General features: G+C 73.3%; 18 protein-coding genes. 13 read left to right on the forward strand and 5 right to left on the reverse strand.

The window, feature by feature from the left end:
• The first annotated feature begins 16 nt into the window (after window positions 1-16).
• Entirely contained in the window at window positions 17-328 is a 312-nt protein-coding gene (locus ACIQ87_RS32735; protein ID WP_387755070.1) for an MTH1187 family thiamine-binding protein, read from the forward strand.
• A gap of 49 nt (window positions 329-377) precedes the next feature.
• Here ACIQ87_RS32735 and ACIQ87_RS32740 read toward each other — a convergent pair whose 3' ends face one another.
• Window positions 378-854 (reverse strand): DoxX family protein, encoded by a 477-nt coding sequence (locus tag ACIQ87_RS32740; protein WP_402413936.1) that lies wholly within the window; start codon window positions 852-854, stop codon window positions 378-380.
• 152 nt (window positions 855-1006) lie between these two features.
• On the opposite strand from ACIQ87_RS32740, the gene ACIQ87_RS32745 reads away from it, so the two are divergent.
• The 3 genes from ACIQ87_RS32745 (at window position 1007) to ACIQ87_RS32755 (ending at window position 3876) form a co-directional block, all read left to right on the forward strand.
• Complete coding sequence (locus tag ACIQ87_RS32745; protein ID WP_402413939.1) at window positions 1007-1585, forward strand: TetR/AcrR family transcriptional regulator; 579 nt, start codon at window positions 1007-1009, stop codon at window positions 1583-1585.
• Between the two features lie 78 nt (window positions 1586-1663).
• Window positions 1664-3118 carry an MFS transporter gene (locus tag ACIQ87_RS32750; RefSeq protein WP_402413942.1) on the forward strand — a complete coding sequence of 485 codons (1455 nt, stop codon included), beginning with the start codon at window positions 1664-1666 and terminating at the stop codon, window positions 3116-3118.
• Window positions 3115-3876, forward strand: coding sequence for an SDR family NAD(P)-dependent oxidoreductase (locus ACIQ87_RS32755; RefSeq protein ID WP_402413945.1), 762 nt, complete (start codon window positions 3115-3117; stop codon window positions 3874-3876). The genes ACIQ87_RS32750 and ACIQ87_RS32755 overlap by 4 nt, the downstream gene beginning before the upstream one ends.
• Before the next feature lie 54 nt (window positions 3877-3930).
• On the opposite strand, the gene ACIQ87_RS32760 is transcribed toward ACIQ87_RS32755, so the two are convergent.
• Window positions 3931-4617, reverse strand: a complete 687-nt coding sequence (locus ACIQ87_RS32760; protein ID WP_402413947.1) for an SMI1/KNR4 family protein — start codon at window positions 4615-4617, stop codon at window positions 3931-3933.
• Window positions 4618-4854: 237 nt separating this feature from the next.
• On the opposite strand from ACIQ87_RS32760, the gene ACIQ87_RS32765 reads away from it, so the two are divergent.
• From ACIQ87_RS32765 to ACIQ87_RS32775, 3 genes are read left to right on the forward strand one after another with little or no spacing between them, the layout of a single operon-like run.
• Window positions 4855-5793, forward strand: a complete 939-nt coding sequence (locus tag ACIQ87_RS32765) for a carbohydrate ABC transporter permease (RefSeq protein WP_402413949.1) — start codon at window positions 4855-4857, stop codon at window positions 5791-5793.
• Window positions 5790-6689 (forward strand): carbohydrate ABC transporter permease, encoded by a 900-nt coding sequence (locus ACIQ87_RS32770; protein ID WP_402413951.1) that lies wholly within the window; start codon window positions 5790-5792, stop codon window positions 6687-6689. Before ACIQ87_RS32765 ends, ACIQ87_RS32770 begins: the two co-directional genes overlap by 4 nt.
• A 49-nt stretch (window positions 6690-6738) precedes the next feature.
• Entirely contained in the window at window positions 6739-8133 is a 1395-nt protein-coding gene (locus ACIQ87_RS32775; protein WP_402413952.1) for an ABC transporter substrate-binding protein, read from the forward strand.
• Window positions 8134-8233: 100 nt separating this feature from the next.
• On the opposite strand, the gene ACIQ87_RS32780 is transcribed toward ACIQ87_RS32775, so the two are convergent.
• Entirely contained in the window at window positions 8234-8503 is a 270-nt protein-coding gene (locus tag ACIQ87_RS32780; protein WP_402413954.1) for a helix-turn-helix domain-containing protein, read from the reverse strand.
• 131 nt (window positions 8504-8634) lie between these two features.
• Between ACIQ87_RS32780 and map the strand changes: the two genes are divergently transcribed.
• From map to ACIQ87_RS32805, 5 genes are all read left to right on the forward strand, one after another.
• Window positions 8635-9402, forward strand: a complete 768-nt coding sequence (gene map / locus ACIQ87_RS32785) for a type I methionyl aminopeptidase (RefSeq protein WP_402413956.1) — start codon at window positions 8635-8637, stop codon at window positions 9400-9402.
• Window positions 9403-9500: 98 nt separating this feature from the next.
• Window positions 9501-10196 carry an HAD family hydrolase gene (locus ACIQ87_RS32790; RefSeq protein WP_402413959.1) on the forward strand — a complete coding sequence of 232 codons (696 nt, stop codon included), beginning with the start codon at window positions 9501-9503 and terminating at the stop codon, window positions 10194-10196.
• A gap of 115 nt (window positions 10197-10311) precedes the next feature.
• A complete protein-coding gene (locus ACIQ87_RS32795) occupies window positions 10312-10737 on the forward strand; it encodes an acyl-CoA thioesterase (protein ID WP_402413962.1) in 426 nt (141 codons plus the stop codon).
• Window positions 10738-10884: 147 nt separating this feature from the next.
• A complete protein-coding gene (locus ACIQ87_RS32800; RefSeq protein WP_402413964.1) occupies window positions 10885-12402 on the forward strand; it encodes an alpha/beta hydrolase in 1518 nt (505 codons plus the stop codon).
• A gap of 192 nt (window positions 12403-12594) precedes the next feature.
• The gene (locus ACIQ87_RS32805) at window positions 12595-14904 is read left to right on the forward strand and encodes a transglycosylase domain-containing protein (RefSeq protein WP_402413966.1); all 2310 of its coding nucleotides are present in this window, start codon (window positions 12595-12597) and stop codon (window positions 14902-14904) included.
• Window positions 14905-15009: 105 nt separating this feature from the next.
• On the opposite strand, the gene ACIQ87_RS32810 is transcribed toward ACIQ87_RS32805, so the two are convergent.
• On the reverse strand, window positions 15010-15564 hold the full coding sequence (locus tag ACIQ87_RS32810; protein ID WP_402413969.1) for a hypothetical protein: 555 nt from the start codon (window positions 15562-15564) through the stop codon (window positions 15010-15012).
• Window positions 15565-15655: 91 nt separating this feature from the next.
• Window positions 15656-16204: an RBBP9/YdeN family alpha/beta hydrolase gene (locus ACIQ87_RS32815; protein WP_402413971.1), complete on the reverse strand. Its 549-nt coding sequence runs from the start codon at window positions 16202-16204 to the stop codon at window positions 15656-15658.
• Between the two features lie 257 nt (window positions 16205-16461).
• Between ACIQ87_RS32815 and ACIQ87_RS32820 the strand changes: the two genes are divergently transcribed.
• Window positions 16462-16943 (forward strand): DJ-1/PfpI family protein (locus ACIQ87_RS32820; RefSeq protein ID WP_402413973.1); only part of this gene is annotated, 482 nt, incomplete at its 3' end.

Here is a 16943-nt window from a genome sequence, read left to right on the forward strand (position 1 = left end):
CAAGGAGCGCAGAGCCGTGATCGCAGCCTTTTCGGTGACCCCGCTGGGGATCGGCGAGGACGTGGGGGAGGCGGTGGCCGCCGCCGTCCGGGTGGTCCGGGAGAGCGGACTCCCGAACCGCACGGACGCGATGTTCACCAGCATCGAGGGGGAGTGGGACGAGGTGATGCCGGTGATCAAGGCGGCGATCGAGGCGGTGAAGGCCCACAGCAACCGGGTCAGCACGGTCATCAAGATCGACGACCGGGCCGGGGTCACCGACGGCCTCACCGCCAAGGTCGCCTCGGTGGAGCGCCACCTGGCCGCGGGCGGCCCGTCGGACCGGTGACGTCGGACGGGCGATCGGACCGGCGCCGGTGTCAGACCGTCGACGTCGGTCAGACCGTCGACGTCGGCCGGGCCGCCGGTTCGGCCGACGAGGCCGGAGGCCGGCGGGTGAGCAGACGGTCCAGGGCGTACGGGCCGGAGCCGAGCACCGCGATGGCCAGGAAGGCCCAGCAGAACATCACCGCGAGCTCGCCACCGTTCTGCAGGGGCGCCAGGGCGTGCTCCTGGTGGACGGTGAAGTAGGCGTACGCCATCGAGCCGGAGCAGAGCAGGGCGGCCACCCTGGTGCCGGCGCCGAGCAGCACCAGGGCGCCGCCGACCAGCTGGATCAGCGCGGCCCACCAGCCGGGCCACTGGCCGAGCGGGACGGTGCCGCCGCCGCCCCTGGCGCCGCCGAGCACGCCGAACAGCGAGGAGGCACCACGGCAGATGAAGAGCAGGCCGACGACGATCCGGAACGCCGTCAGCACGACGGGTCTGGCGGCGTCGACGGCCTGCCGGGTGTGGGTGGGACGGTGTGTGGGCATGCGAAGCGCCTCCTGTGGGGGGAGGAGGTGGATGGGATCGGTAAGGGTAGCTATGGTCTAGTCCACTTGGCAATGCTCCGTCAGAGATCAGGTCTGGACCAATAGTTGGGCTTTCTTGACCGATCGATCCGGAAAGGGCTACCGTTCCCGGCATGGCGCGAACGAAGGAATTCGATCCGGACGCGGCGCTGCAGGCGGCCCTGGAGCTGTTCTGGCAGCGCGGCTACGAGGCGACCTCGATGGCCGACCTGGTCGAGCGGCTCGGCATCGCCAGGGCCAGCGTCTACGCGACCTTCGGCAGCAAGCGCGAGCTGTACCTGCGTGCGCTGGAGCGCTACTGCGAGCAGAGCGACTCGGCGCGGATGCTCGAACTGTCCCAGCCCGGCCCGGCGCTGCCCGCGGTCAGGGCGCTGGTCCGCCAGTACGCCGAGGTGGGCGAGGGGGAGCGCCGGCGCGGCTGCTTCGTCACCAACACGGCGGTCGAGCTGGCCCCGCACGACCCGGACGCGTCCCGCCGGGTGGAGGCGAGCCTGGACCGCCTGGAGACGCTGCTCACCGCCGCCCTGGTGCGGGCCGAGGCGCAGGGCGAACTGCCCGCCGGGCGGGAGCCGCGGGCGCTCGCCCGGATGCTGGTGGTGCTGCTCCAGGGCATCCGGGTGGTCGGCAAGACCGCCGACGGCGGAGCCCGGGCGCGGGCCGCCGCCGAGCAGGCGCTGGCGCTGCTGGACTGACGGCCGGCCGACGCGGGCCGGCGTCTTCTGCTGTGCTCATTCTGAACCGAATGGTCTATATAGGGGGGAGGGTTTTACATGGCCGCCATCACTACCGGCCGGTACGGCTTCGCACTGCTCGGCGTCGTCCAGGCGGTGCTGATCTTCACCATCACGATCCTGACCGTGCCGCTGCCGCTGGTGGCACGGGAGTTCGGGCTCGGCCCGTCCGGAGTGCTGCTGCTCAGCGCCGCCTACGGGCTCTCCTTCAGCTCCCTGTTACTGCTCGGCGGAAGACTGGCGGACCGGCACGGCGGGCGCCCGGTGCTCCGCGCGGGCCTGGCGCTGCTCGCCGCCGCCTCGATCGCCTGCGCCCTCGCGCCCGACTACCCCGTCCTGCTGGCGAGCCGCTTCGTGCAGGGGGCCGGCGCCGCCCTCACCGCCCCGGCCGCCGTCGCCGTGGTCCGGGTGCTGCACCCCGAACCGGCCGCCTACCGCCGGGCGATGGCCACCTGGGGAGGCCTGTCCGTGCTCGGCGCCACCACCGGCAGCGTGGTCTCCGGCGCGGTCACCGCCGCCGTCTCCTGGCGCTGGCTGTTCGCGGTGCCCGTACTCGTCGCCCTGGCCGGCCTCGCCCGCTCCGCCGCCCTGCCCGCCGCCGCCCCCGCCGGCACCCGCCCCGCACTGGACCTGCGCGGGGCGGCCCTCGCCACCGCCGGTGTCTGCGCGGCGAGTCACGCCCTGGTCGGCTCCACCGAGCACGGCTGGCGCAGCCCCGGGACGTACGGCCCGCTGGCCGCCGGGCTCGCCCTGCTGCTCGCCTTCGCCGCCGCCGAGCGCCGCACCGCCGACCCGCTGCTGCCGCCCGGCTTCCTCGCCGACCGGCGCCGTGCCACCGCACTCGCCGCCGTCATGGCCACCGCCGCCGGCACCGCGCTCACCTTCGTCCTGCTCTCGCTCTACCTCCAGCAGCTGCGCGGCTGGAGCGCCGCGGCCACCTCCGCCGCCTTCCTGCCGTACGCGGCGGTCCTGCTGCTCTCCGGCCGGCGGGCGGGCCCGCTGACCGTCCGGTACGGGCCGGTGGCGGTCACCGCCGGCGGCCTCGCCGTGGCGGCTGCCGGACTCGGCCTGCTCGCCGGGCTCGCCCCCGACAGCGGATACGCCCTCGGCCTGCTGCCCGGACTGCTCCTGCTGCCCGCCGGCGCCGCCGCGGCCTTCGCCGGTGCGGCCGTGCTCGCCACCGGCGGGGTGCCGCCCGAGCGCACCGGGCTGGCCGCGGGGGTGTTCAACACGGCCATGGAACTCGGCCCCACCGCCGGGCCGGCCGCCCTGATGGCGCTCGCCGCCACCCGCCCGAGCGTCGTCGGCGGCTACGCCGCGGCCTTCGCGGCGGCCGCCGTGGGGCTGGCGCTCACCGCCGTCGCGGTCGCCGCCCTGCCCCGGACCGCCGTCCCCAGACGGACCGCCGTCCCCAACGGGACCACGATCCCCGACCGGACCGCCGTCCCCAGCGCAACCGAACACACCAACCGCATCGAGGAGTTCACCAAATGACCACGCGTTTCGCCGACAAGTCCGTCCTGGTCACCGGCGCCGGCGGCGGCATCGGCCGGGCCATCGCACTCGCCTTCGCCGGCGAGGGCGCCCGGGTGGCGGTCGCCGGCCGCACCGCCGGGCCGCTCACCGAGACCGTCGAGCTGATCGAGCGGGCCGGCGGCAAGGCGGTCGCGCTCACCGGCGACGTGACCGACTCCCAGGACGCCGCCCGGCTGGTCCGGGAGATCGTCGAGCTGTTCGGCGGCCTGGACGTCGCCGTCAACAACGCCGGAGTGTTCGGTGCCGCAGGCCCGGTCGCCGAGATCGACGAGGCCGAGTGGCAGCGGGTGATCGGCACCAACGTCACCGGCACCCTGCTCGCCATGCAGGCGCAGATCGCCCACATGCGGGCCCACGGCGGCGGCGCGATCGTCAACGTCTCGTCCAACCTCGGTATCCACCGGCGGATCGCGGGCGTCGGCGCCTATGCCGCCAGCAAGGCCGCGGTCACCGTGCTGACCCGGGCCGCCGCCCTCGACCACATCGCCGAGGGCGTGCGGATCAACACCGTCAGCCCCGGCGCGGTGGACACCCCGATGTCCTCCCGGCCGGGCGAGGACGCCGGTGCCAAGGCCGAGCGGATGAGGACCGAGGTCCCGGTCGGCCGGGCCGGCGCCACCGAGGAGGTGGCCGCCGCGGTGCTGTACCTGGCCTCGCCGGAGGCGGGTTACACCGTCGGCAGCGACCTGGTGCTGGACGGCGGCTCCTCCGCCTGACCGGGCGGCTCCGCCGCGATCGCCGCCGGGCTCACGCCCGGTGGCTCCCCGGGCTCACTCGCCCGACCACTCCCCGGGCACCGCCTCGTAGAGCGCCTCCAGCGCCTGCGGGGTGCGTGCCCGGGCCACCGCCCAGGCCCCCTCGGCCACCCCGACCATTGCCTCCGACCCCTGGTGCCAGCGGAAGTTGCGGCCGAGCGCGGGCAACTCCCGCAGACCGAGCGGCAGTTCGTCCTCAAGTTCGAGGAAGTCGGTCAGCTCGTGGTCCTCCAGCAGCTTCTCCATCAGCGCCATCGCCGCGGCCGCCGTCGAGAAGCTCTCCTCCCAGGGCTCCCACCGCTCCTGCGACTTGTCCGCCAGGTCGAGCCGGCCCACCGTCGGCGGGTCCTCCCGGCCGAGGTCGTCCAGCAGCACGCCCCAGTGCGCGCAGCCCTGGTTCTCCGCCCGGTACACCAGCGCGCCGTCCAGCACGTACAGCTCCGCCGGGGTCAGCAGCACGTCCTGGCTGCTGGTCAGGTCCGCGCGGCGGCCGAACAGTCGGTACGCCTCGCGCAGCGCCGCCGGCAGCCGCAGGCCGAGGCGCAACTCGGCGGCGTCCAGCTCCGCGTCCGTGAAGCCGTCGTCCGGGCCCAGCGGCTCGCCCCAGTACGCGGCGAAGCCCCTGACGAGCGCCCAGGCGCCTTCGCGGGAGCGCACACTTTCGGCCATTGCAGCCGGGATGTCGAATTCCGTTTCGTCCACCCGCGCACCGTACGCCACCCCTCCGACAGCGCGGTGAACCGACCGACTGCCCGCCCGACCAGCCGTCCGCTGCCCGTCCACCGCCGCTCGCCGCCCGTCCGCGCACGACCGGCCGGATCTGACGCGAACGCGTAATCCCGGTGACACCCGTTGATCACCACGAGGTTTCCGGGCCGTCGTTCGGGCAAGACACGGTTTCGGCCTGAACCGACATCACGAAAGGCGGACGCGCGAAAGATGCCGACCGCACCGCACACCGCGGCCCTCCCGGGCCGCCGCCCACGAGCGCACCGGGGAGGACGCCGGGGCGAACACGGGCTCGCCTGGGCCTTCCTGCTGCCGTCCCTGGTGGTCTTCGTCCTCTTCATCGGCTACCCGCTGGGGCGGACCATCTACCTCAGCGGGCACGCCAACGACCTCTTCGGCGCGCCCTCGCGCTACGTGGGGACGAAGCACTACACCGACCTGTTCGCCTCGGCCGACTTCGGCCGCACCCTGACGACCACGGCGCTGTTCACGCTGATCACCGTGGTGCCCGGGGTGCTCGGCGCGCTGGCGCTGGTCCTGCTCCTGGAGAACCGGATCCGCGGCGTGCGGCTGCTGCGCTCGGCCTTCGCACTGCCCTTCGCGTTCTCGGTGGCCAGCGCCTCGGTGGTGTTCGCGGTGTTCTTCAACCCCGCCAGCGGGGTGCTCAACGGCCTGCTCTCGCACGTCGGCCTCGGCCCGGTCGGCTGGCTGACCGACTCCCGCTACGCGCTGTTCTCGGTCGCCGTCACCACGGTGTGGATGAACCTCGGCTACAACGTGCTGGTGCTCTCCGCGGGCATCGGGTCGATCCCGGGCGAGGTCGTCGAGGCGGCCCGCATCGACGGCGCCTCCGGCCTGCGGCTGGCCCGTTCGATCACCATCCCGATGCTCGGTCCGAACCTGTTCTTCCTGACCGTGGTCTCCACCGTCCACGCGCTCCAGAGCTTCGGCCAGATCCACATCCTCACCAAGGGCGGGCCGGACGGCTCCACCCGGACCCTCGTCTACTCCGTCTACGAGAAGGCCTTCGCCTACGGCTCCAGCGACTTCGGCACCGCCAGTGCCCAGGCCGTGGTGCTGCTCGTGGTCGTCCTCGCCTGCACGGCCGTCCAGTTCGGCGTCCTGGAGCGGAAGGTGCACTACGCGTGACCACCCTGACCACCGAGGCCGAGAAGACGGCGGCCGAGGCGCCCCGCCCGCGCGCCCGCGCCCTCGCCGGACGCTCCCCGCGCGACCTGCTCGGCCGCGCCACCGTCTACCTGCTGCTCGCCGTCGCCGTCGTCACCGTGGCCTTCCCGGTCTACTACGCGATCGCCGGCGCCTTCATGGGCCCGTCCGAACTCTCCTCCTACCCGCCGGCCCTGGTGCCGCACTCGGTCACCGGCCGGAACTTCTCCGGTGCCGTGGAGGCCATCCCGCTGGCCCGCCAGTACGCCAACTCGGCGCTCGTGGCGACGGCCATCACCCTCGCCCAGCTGTTCACCTCGATCCTCGCCGCGTACGCCTTCGTCTTCCTGCCGATGAAGGCGCGGGCCGTGGTGTTCGGGGTGTTCCTGGCCACCCTGATGGTCCCCTGGGAGGCCATCATCATCCCCAACTACCTGACGCTGTCCGGCTGGGGGCTCGGCAACACCTACTTCGGCCTGGTGCTGCCCTTCCTGGCCTCCGGCTTCGGCACCTTCATGCTGCGCCAGGCCTTCCGGCAGCTGCCCGGCGAACTGCGCGACGCCGCCCGGATCGACGGGGCCGGCCACTGGCGCTTCCTGTGGCGGATCGTCGTCCCGCTCAACAAGCCGGCCCTCGCGGCGCTGTCGATCTACGTCTTCCTGTCGGCCTGGAACCAGTACTTCTGGCCGCTGATCATCACCCGCACGGCGAACATGCAGACCCTCCAGATCGGTCTGACCTCGCTGCGCGACTCCGAGATGGCCGACCCCGGGCTGATCCTGGCCGGTGTCGTGCTCTCCCTGCTGCCCACCCTCGCCCTGGTGGTCTTCGGCCAGCGCTTCATCGTCCGCGGCCTGACCGCGGGCGCCGTCCGCTGACCCGCTTCCCGTCCACGACCCCGCTTCCCCGGATAGAGAGAGAACCCTCGTGAAGAAGAGTGCGCGCGCGCTCGCGGCCCTGCTGGTGGCCGGCCTGTCCCTGACCGCCTGTAGCTCCAGCGGCTCCGGTTCCGGCTCCGGCGGCTCCTCCGACGCCGGCGCGCCCGGCGCCCAGGCCCTCGACCAGGCCTCCGGCGTCACCACCGTCGAGTTCTGGCACTCGATGACCGGCAAGAACGCCGACGTGCTGAACGGCCTGGTCAGCCAGTTCAACGCCGCCCACCAGGGCAAGATCGAGGTCAAGGCGGAGTTCCAGGGCAAGTACGACGAGCTGGTCACCAAGTACAAGGCCGCGGTCCAGCAGAAGGGCACCCCCGCCCTGGCGCAGGTCTACGACATCGGCACCCGGTTCATGATCGACTCCCGGCAGACCGTCCCGGCCCAGGCCTTCGCCGACAAGGACGGCTTCTCGCTGGACGACCTGGACGCCAACATCCGCAACTACTACTCGGTCGGCGGCAAGCTCCAGTCGATGCCGTTCAACTCCTCGATGCCGCTGCTCTACCTGAACACCGACGCCTTCAAGGAGGCCGGCCTCGACCCGGCCCAGCCGCCCAAGGACCTCGACGAGCTGGGCGAGCTGGCCAAGAAGCTGACCAAGAAGGACGCCGACGGCAAGACCGTCCGGTACGGCTTCGGCGCCGCCATCTACGGCTGGTTCGTCGAGCAGCTGCTCGCCGAGTCCGGTGCCATGTACTGCGACAACGACAACGGCCGCGGCAACAAGGCGGGCAAGGTCGTCTTCGACTCCGCCCAGGGCGCCCGGATCGTCCAGTGGTGGGCCGACCTGGTCAAGGGCGGCTACGCCGCCAACACCGGCCGCACCACCGACGACGCCCAGGCCGCGTTCAAGGCCGGCACGGTCGCGATGCACCTGGAGTCCACCGGCGTGCTGCGCGGCTACACCGAGGCCGCGAAGTTCGGCGTCGGCACCGCGGCGTTCCCGAAGGTCGCCGCCGCCGACCAGGGCGGCCCGGTGATCGGCGGCGCCTCGCTGTGGATCAGCGGCCCCGGCCACTCGGACGCCGAGAAGCGCGCCGCCTGGGAGTTCGAGAAGTTCGTCTCCGCTCCCGAGCAGCAGGCCGTCTGGCACACCGGCACCGGCTACTTCCCGGTCAACACCAAGTCCCTGGACGACCCCAAGGACAAGGAGTGGGTGGCCAAGTACCCGCAGTTCCAGACCGCGATCGACCAGCTGAAGGCCACCAAGCCGACCCCGGCCACGGCCGGCTGCCTGCTCGGCGTGATGCCGCAGGCCCGCAAGGGCGTGGAGACCGCGATCGAGCAGACCATCGCGGGCACCAAGCCGGCCCAGCAGGCCCTGGCCGACGCCGCGAAGGAGCTGCAGCCGGCGATCGAGAGCTACAACAGCTCGGTCGGCTGAACCCGCCACGGCTTGACCCGCCACGGCTGAGCGCCACCACCGGGCGCAGCCACGACGACGGCCCGTCCCGCGCACCGCGCGCGGGGCGGGCCGCCGCCGTTCAGGCGGAGAGCGCCTCGCCGTCCGCCGGGGACGCGCACGCGGCCGCCAGTTCGTCCAGCGAGAGGTCGAGCGCGAAGGCCAGCGCGGCGATGGTGAAGAAGGACGGTGTCGGCGCCCGGCCCGTCTCGATCTTCCGCAGCGTCTCCGCCGAGACGCCCGCCACCGCCGCCACCTCGACCATGCTGCGCTCGCCGCGCGCCTCGCGCAGCAGCGCCCCGAAGCGCTCGCCGCGATCGCGCTCCCACGGGGTCAGCGGAGTCCTCACCATGCCGACGAGTCTAGAGCCTCGCTCGCCGTCCTTCCCGGGGCGGCCCCGCGGCACCGTCAGGCGGTGCCGACCACGCCATCGACCGTGATACAAATACCGGTATAAGAATTGGATCCAGGGAGGGAAAAGCCATGGTCGAACTCAAGTCGGACGCCGGACTGGCCGCGATGCGCGAGGCCGGGCGGGTGGTGGCGGACGCGCTGGCGGCCGTCCGGGAACAGGCCGCCGTCGGCGTGAGCCTGCTGGAGCTGGACGAGGTGGCGCGCGGCGTGCTCAAGGCCGCCGGGGCCTCCTCGCCGTTCCTCGGCTACCGCCCCGCCTTCGCACCCGTCCCGTTCCCGGCCGTCATCTGCGCCTCGGTGAACGACGCCGTGGTGCACGGCATCCCGGACGGCTACCGGCTGCGCGACGGCGACCTGGTGAGCATCGACTGCGGCGCCGTCCTGGACGGCTGGGCCGGGGACGCGGCGGTCAGCTTCACCGTCGGAACCGCCCGCCCCGAGGACACCGCCCTGATCGAGACCACCCGGCGCGCCCTGGAGGCGGGCATCGCCGCCGCGGTGGTCGGCAACCGGACCGGGGACATCGCCCACGCCATCGGCACCGTCGCCCGCGCCGGCCGGTACGGCCTGCTGGACGGCTACGGCGGCCACGGCATCGGCCGCCGGATGCACGAGGATCCGCACGTGCCCAACGAGGGCCGCCCGGGCCGGGGTTACCCGCTGCGCCCCGGCCTGGTGCTGGCGATCGAGCCGATGCTGCTGGCCGGCGGCCGCGACGACCACCGCACCGATCCGGACGGCTGGACCCTGCGCACCGTCGACGGCCGCCGGGCCGCCCACATCGAGCACACCGTCGCCGTCACCGAGGACGGCCCGCGCGTCCTCACCCTGCCCTGATCCGAACCCTGCCCTGATCCGAACCCTGCCCTGATCCGAACCCTGCCCCGGTCCGATCCGCCGGACGGCAGGACGGGGCCGGAGCTAGGCTCCCGTCCATGATCAAAGCTGTGATGTTCGACTTCTCCGGCACCCTCCTGAGGGTCGTCTCCACCGCCGAGTGGCTGGCGGCCCACACCGCCACCACCGGCCTCGCCCTGCCCGCCGGGGAGGAGGCCGAACTGGTGGCCCGGCTGGAGGAGTTCGGTGCCCTGCCCGGCGGAGTGCCGCCGCGCCGCATCCCGCCGGAGGCCCGGCAGGCCTGGGATACCAGGGACCTGACCCCCGAGCTGCACCGCGCCGCCTACACCGCGCTGATCCGCGCCGCCGAGCCGCCCGCCGGCCTCGACGTGGACGCCCTGTACGACAGCCACATCGCGCCGGCGAGCTGGCGCCCCTACCCGGACGCCGTCCCCGTGCTGCGCGAGCTGCGCCGCCGGGGCGTGCCGGTCGCGGTGGTGAGCAATGTCGGCTGGGACCTGCGTCCGATCTTCCGTGCGCACGGCCTGGACGAGTGGGTCGACGTCTACGTGCTGTCCTGCGAGGTGGGCGCCCAGAAGCCCGACCCGGTGATCTTCGAGACCGCCTGCGAGCGGCTCGGCCTCGCCCCCGTCGACGTCCTGATGGTCGGCGACGACCTCGTCTGCGACGGCGGCGCGACCGCGCTCGGCTGCGGCTTCCACCCCGTGGAGCACCTGCCCGTCGACGAACGCCCGGACGCCCTCACGGCGCTGCTGGCCACCCTGCCCGGCTGATCCGGCTGATCCGGCTGATCCGGCAGCGCAGGGCGAGTCGGCCGAGCCGGCTGCCCGGCCGGGGTGACGCAGGACACGCGGTGGTGCCCCGGTGGCCCGGAGTACCGTGCGGGGCATGAGTGATCAGGCCTTCAGCACACCCATCACCGTCCGCGGCTACGAGACCGACTCGCAGGGTCACCTCAACCAGGCGGTCTACCTCCAGTACGCCGAGCACGCCCGCTGGGAGTACCTCCGGGCCGCCGGGATCCGCCAGGCGGACCTGGTGGCCGAGGGGGTCGGCCCGGTGGTCCTGGAGACCACGGTCAAGTACCTGCGGGAGCTGCGCGCGGGCGACTCGGTGGAGGTCGGCTGCTCGTTCGCCTGGCGGGACGGCAAGACCTTCCAGATGGTGCAGCGGCTGGTCCGCGAGGACGGCGTGCTGGCCGCCGAGATCACCGGCGTCGGCGGCATCCTCGACCTGAAGGAGCGCAGGCTGGTCGCCGACCCGCGTGAGCCGCTGCGCGCCCTGGCCACCGACCCGGGCCTGCTCGGCCTCTGAGCCGGCGCCCGGTTCCGCCGCCACCACCCTCCGCGACCGGAGACTGCCCCTGCAGCGGTCTCCACCCCCTCCCGGGGGCTTTCCCCACCCCCGACCGGCCCGCTGCCCGGATGGGCCCAAGTTCCGTGCCACGGCAGGCTCTTGGGCATGCCGAAACCCATCCGCACCATCACCGCCGCCGTCACCGCGGCCGCCGCCCTCGCCGTCACCGTCACCGCGCTGAGCGCCGCGCCCGCCGGCGCGGCCGACGTCCCGAAGCCCGGGAACGACCGCCTCGCCTGGAGTTCCTGTCCGGGCGCCCCGGCCGACAGCTCCCAGCGCTGCGCCGAGGTCACCGTCCCGCTGGACTACGCCGACCCGAACGGCCCCCGCATCACCCTCGCCGTCTCCCGGATCGCCGCCGCCGAACCCCGAGTGCGCCGTGGCGTCCTGCTGGCCGTCCCCGGCGGGCCGGGCGGCTCCAGCCTCGACCTCGTCACGGGCATGGCCGGGCGCCTGCCGCAGTCCGTCCGCGACCGCTACGACGTGGTCGGCTTCGACCCGCGCGGCGTCGGCCGGTCCACCCCGGTCAGCTGCGATCTGGACACCGCCGACCTGGCGATGGTCAAGGTGCATCCCTGGCCGGCCGTCGACGGCTCGATCGACGGGAACCTGGCCACCTCCCGCCGAGTCGCCGAGGCCTGCGCCCGCAACGGGGGACCGGTGCTGCGCAGCATCTCCACCGCCAACGAGGCGCGCGACATCGACGGCATCCGCCGTGCCCTCGGCGAGCGCAGGCTGTCCGCCTGGGGCGTCTCGTACGGGACCTACGCGGGCGCGGCCTACGCCACGATGTTCCCCGAGCACACCGACCGGATCGTGCTGGACAGCAACGACGACCCGGACCCGAGCCGGGTGGGGCGCGGCTGGCTGGACAACTACGGCCAGGGGGTGGAGGACCGCTTCCCGGACTTCGCCGCCTGGGCGTCGGACCCGGGCAACCGGTACCGGCTCGCGGACACCCCCGAGGAGGTCCGCCCGCTCTTCCTCGACCTCGCGGCCCGCCTCGACCGGGCCCCGCTGCCCTGGGAGGGCGCCGACCCGGCGGAGCTGAACGGCAACGTGCTGCGCGAGGCCCTGCTGTCGAGCCTGTACTCGAAGGCCAGGTTCCCCGACCTCGCCCGGCTGATGCTGGCCGGACTCGGCCGTGGCGAGCTGCCCGCCCCGCCGAAGCCGAGCGAGCGGGACCTCCAGACGGTGCAGAACACCCTCGCCGTCACGGTCGGCACCCTGTGCAACGACGTCCGGTGGCCCACCGATCCGGCCGGCTACGCGAAGGCCGTCGAGTCGGACCGCGCCGCCCGGCCGCTCACCGCCGGCCTGCCGGTGAACGTGATGCCCTGCGCCTTCTGGCCGTTCGCCCCCGCCGAGCCGCCGGTGCGGGTCACCGACCGCGGCCCGGCGAACGTGCTGCTGGCGCAGAACCTGCGCGACCCCGCCACCCCGTACTCCGGTGCGCTCAAGCTGCGTGCGGCGTTCGGGGAGCGGGCCCGGATGGTGGTGGCCGACGCGGGCGGCCACGGCATGTACCGGTTGAGCGGGAACGCCTGCGCCGACGGGGTGGTGACGGACTACCTGACCACCGGCCGCCGCCCGGCCGGGGACGTCCTCTGCCCGGCCGGCTGAGCGGCGGCTGAGCGGCCGGTAGGGGGAGCGGGGAGCGGCGCGCGGGGGCAACGGGCCGTGGACGAACGGCCCTTGCCCTGGCGTGCGCGCCCGTTCGACGCTCGGGAATGAGTCGAATCCGTCGCGATTTTGTGACAATCCTTCGCCAACACCCGTCCCCCAGGGCCTGTTCACGGCCGTAATGTTCGATCTATGTCACCGAAGAGCCGCATACCCGCCGCCTCGGACCCGGGCGACACCTGGGTGCCCCGCCCGAGGCGCCGTGAGACCCCGCTCGGCATCCTGGGCCACACGGCCACCTTCCTCGGCGCCAGCGTGCTGGGCGGCGTCCTGGTGGCGGGCCTGATCCTCCCGGCGGCCGGGGCGGTCGGACTCGGCGCGAAGAACGGCGTCGAGGGCTTCGAGAGCATCCCCGACGACTTCAAGACCCCGCCGCTGAGCCAGGCGACGCAGATCTTCGACGCCGGAGGCGGCCTGATCGCCAAGGTCTACGAGCGCGACCGTACCGTCATATCCGCCGACCAGATGTCCCCGCTGATCCGCACGGCGCAGGTCGACATCGAGGACGCCCGCTTCTACGAGCACGGCGCCGTCGACCTCAAGGGCGTCCTGCGCGCGATCACCAAGAACGCGGAGAGCGGAGCCGCCGTCCAGGGCGCCTCCACACTCACCCAGCAGTACGTGAAGAACGTCAACGTGGAGAAGGCCGGCGACGACGCGGACGCGGTGCGCGAGGCGCAGCGCAAGACCCTCGGCCGCAAGATCCAGGAACTCCGGTACGCCATCAAGCTGGAGGAGGACCTGACCAAGGAGCAGATCCTCACCAACTACCTCAACATCACCTTCTACGGCCACCAGGCGTACGGCATCCAGGCCGCCTCCCAGCGCTACTTCGGCAAGGACGCCAAGGACCTCAGCCTGCCCGAGGCGGCCATGCTCGCCGGGCTGGTGCAGAACCCGTCCCAGTACGACCCGAAGCTGCACCCGGTGGCCGCCCAGAAGCGCCGCGACACCGTCATCGACAAGATGGTGGAGAACAAGCACATCACCGCCGACCAGGCCAGGGAGGCGAAGGCCGCCCCGCTCGGCCTCAACTACCAGGACCCGCGCAACGGCTGCATCACCGCCCAGGCCGGCATGGGCTTCTTCTGCGACTACGTCCGCCACGTCGTCAAGCAGGACCCGGCCTTCGGCAAGAGCGCGGCCGAGCGCAAGCGGCTCTGGGACACCGGCGGCCTGAACATCTACACCACCCTGGACCCGGAGAAGCAGGCCGCCGCCCAGAAGGCCGTCTCCACCAAGGTGTACGTCACCGACCCGGTCTCGGCCGCGATGACGATGGTCGAGCCCGGCAGCGGCAAGATCCTGGCGATGGCCCAGACCCGCCCGTACGGCCTGGCCAAGGAGAAGAACGAGACCGTCGTCAACTACAACGTGGACGCGGCGATGGGCGGCGGCATCGGCTTCCAGCCCGGCTCCAACTTCAAGCCGATCGTGGCCGCCGCCGCCCTGGAGGCCGGTCTGCCGTCCACCCAGCGGTACGACTCGCCCAACCGGATGGACTGGCCGACGATGCGGACCTGCGACGGCACCTGGAAGAACCTCAGCAAGGGCAAGAAGGAGGGGACCATCCCCAACGAGAGCGCCTCCGAGGTGGGCCCGTACGAGCTCAAGCAGGCCATGGCGCTCTCCGTGAACACCTACTTCGTGCAGATGGAGCAGGAGATCGGCCTCTGCGCGGTCAAGCAGATGGCCAACAAGCTGGGCGTGGCCGGAAAGGCCGACGGCTCGCCGCTGTCGGAGGTGCCCGGGCTCGGCCTCGGCACCGAGGAGGTCACCCCGCTGACCATGGCGAACGTGTACGCGACCTTCGCCGCCCGGGGCACCTACTGCGCGCCGCTGGCGATCAACCGGATCACCACGGTGGGCGGCACCGACGTCCCGGTGCCCCAGGCCCGGTGCACCCCGGCGATGTCCGAGGACACCGCGGACGTGATCAACAGCGTGCTGCTCGGGGTGACGGAGAAGGGCGGCACCGCACGGGACCTCGGCCTGGACGACCGCCGCCAGATCGCCGGCAAGACCGGGACCACGGACGAGAAGAAGTCGGCCTGGTTCACCGGCTACACGGGCAACCTGGCCGGCTCGGTCTGGCTGGGCAGCCCGGGCACCAAGGTGCCCATGCGCAACATCCGGATCGGCGGCACCTACCAGGCGGAGGTCTTCGGTGCCACCGGCCCCGGGCCGATCTGGCAGAAGGCGATGAGCGACGCGGTACGGAACATGCCGGAGAAGGACTTCACCACCGTCTACATCCCGGACCCGGTGCGACGGGACCCCAACTGCACCACCTCCAGCGGCTCGCCGGGCTCGGTCACCTGCACCGGCGCCCCCGCCACCGGGAGCCCGACGAACGGCGGCCGGCCGCGTGGCGTCAACCCGGCCCCCGGCCGCACCGGGTCGCCCGTCCCGCCCGGAGCCACCGACCCCGAGGACCAGTGAACCGTCGGCCCCGCGCGCGTACGGGTACGCGCGCGGGGCCGACGGCCCGATCCGGGCCGGTCGAGCAGAGGGGCCCGGCGGGCCCACCGCGTCCCGACCGCCGGCCTACCGCGCCTCGACCGGCTCGCCGCTGTCCTGGTCGAGGTTGAACACCCGCCGGTAGGAGTCCGTCACCACGGTGATCTGCGAGCGCCCGGTCCAGCGGGCCTCCACCAGCCGGGCGTCGCCCCGGCCCCGGCCGACGTCCGCCAGCGCCCAGCGCCGGGCCGACCAGCCCTCACCGCTCTCCAGCAGCACCTGCCAGTGCTCGTCCGCCTCCGGCCCGGTGGCGTACGAGCGGTGCACCACCACCAGGGCGCTCTCGGCCCCGGCCGGGGCGTCCTCCCGGCTGCGGGTCTCGGCCGCCGACACCTTGTGCACGGCCAGCACGCCGAGCAGGAACACCACCCCGGCGGTCACCGTGACCGCCCGGGTGGCCGTCCGCACGGCGGTGCGCAGGTCGCTCAGCCAGGCGGCGGCGATCAGCGCCGCCAGCGCCCCGCCGAGCAGCAGCCCCGGCCGGTTGAGCAGGTCGGCCACCGCCATCCGCCCGCCCGACCGGCTCTCCCACTGCCCCTCGGTGTAGAGCAGCACGGCGGCCAGCCCGCCGAGCACCAGCATCCGGACCAGCGTGCGCCTGGCCCGGGACGTCCGTCGGTCCGTCGTCCGTCGGTTCACCGTTCCCCCGTTTCCCCGTCCGCCGTCGCGGCGGTCACAGCTCGGCGAGCAGCTTGCGGCCCTGGGGCCAGTCGCCCAGCCCGGAGTCGGAGTTGAGGTGCCCGTACGCGCCCGGCTCGACGTAGCGGGCGCCCCAGGCGGCCGCGAACGCGCGGGCCCGCTCCGCGGAGACCCACGGGTCGTCGGTCGAGGCGACCACGACGGCCGGGAACGGGAGCCGCTCCAGCGCCACCGGGCGGAAGTTCACCAGCTCCGGGACCTCGGCGGTGTCGACGTCCGCCGGGGCGACCAGCAGCGCGCCCCGGACGGCGGCGGTCCGCTCGGCGGAGGCGGTGGCCGCCCAGTGGGCCGCCGTGACGCAGCCCAGGCTGTGGGCGACCAGCACCACCGGGCCCTCGGCGGCGGCCGCGGCCACCGCCGCGTCCACCCGGGCCACCCAGTCCGTCCGCTCCGGGTGGTCCCAGTCCGCCTGCTCGACCCGGCGGAAGGACTCCGGCTCGGCCTCCTCCCAGCGGGTCTGCCAGTGCTCGGGGCCGGAATTCAGGTAGCCGGGAAGGACGAGGTGGGTGGTGCGGTCCGGCATGGGCTCCTCCGGAGAAGGACGGTCGTGGGCAGCAGGAGTCTAGGACGCGGGCGTCAGGCCCCCGCATCCGGGCGGCCGACCCGGCGCGCACTCCAGGCGACAGGCGCGCGCACCTCCGTCATGCGCCGTCGTACGCCCGGTGCGCCCCGTTGCCAACGGTGCCGCAGGTACGGGAGGTTTGACCGGGCCCGGGCCGGCCGCCACGGCCCGGCGCCCGTACCCGACCTGAGGTTCGACCACCTGGAGGGATGTCGGCGATGACATCGAAGATCCTGCTCGTCACCGGGGACGCCGCCGAGTCACTGGAGGTGTTCTACCCCTACCAGCGGCTGCGCGAGGAGGGCTACCAGGTCGACATCGCGGCCCCGACGAAGAAGCGCCTCCAGTTCGTGGTGCACGACTTCGTCGAGGGGTTCGACACCTACACCGAGAAGCCCGGCTACACCTGGCCCGCCGACCTGGCCTTCGCCGACGTCGACCCGGCCGACTACGTGGCCCTGGTCATCCCCGGCGGCCGCGCCCCCGAGTACCTGCGCAACGACCCGGAGGTGCAGCGGATCGCCCGGCACTTCTTCGACGCGGACAAGCCCGTCGCCCAGATCTGCCACGGCCCGCTGATCACCGCCGCCGCCGGCCTGCTGGACGGGTTCTGGATCACTTTCCGTGCCAGAGCCACAGAGCGTCACCACAACCGCGATCATGAACGGTCGTGGCTGACGACCTCCTCCAAGACCTCTGG

Origin of the sequence: Kitasatospora sp. NPDC096204 (assembly GCF_044763205.1) — a bacterium.
Classification (GTDB): domain Bacteria; phylum Actinomycetota; class Actinomycetes; order Streptomycetales; family Streptomycetaceae; genus Kitasatospora.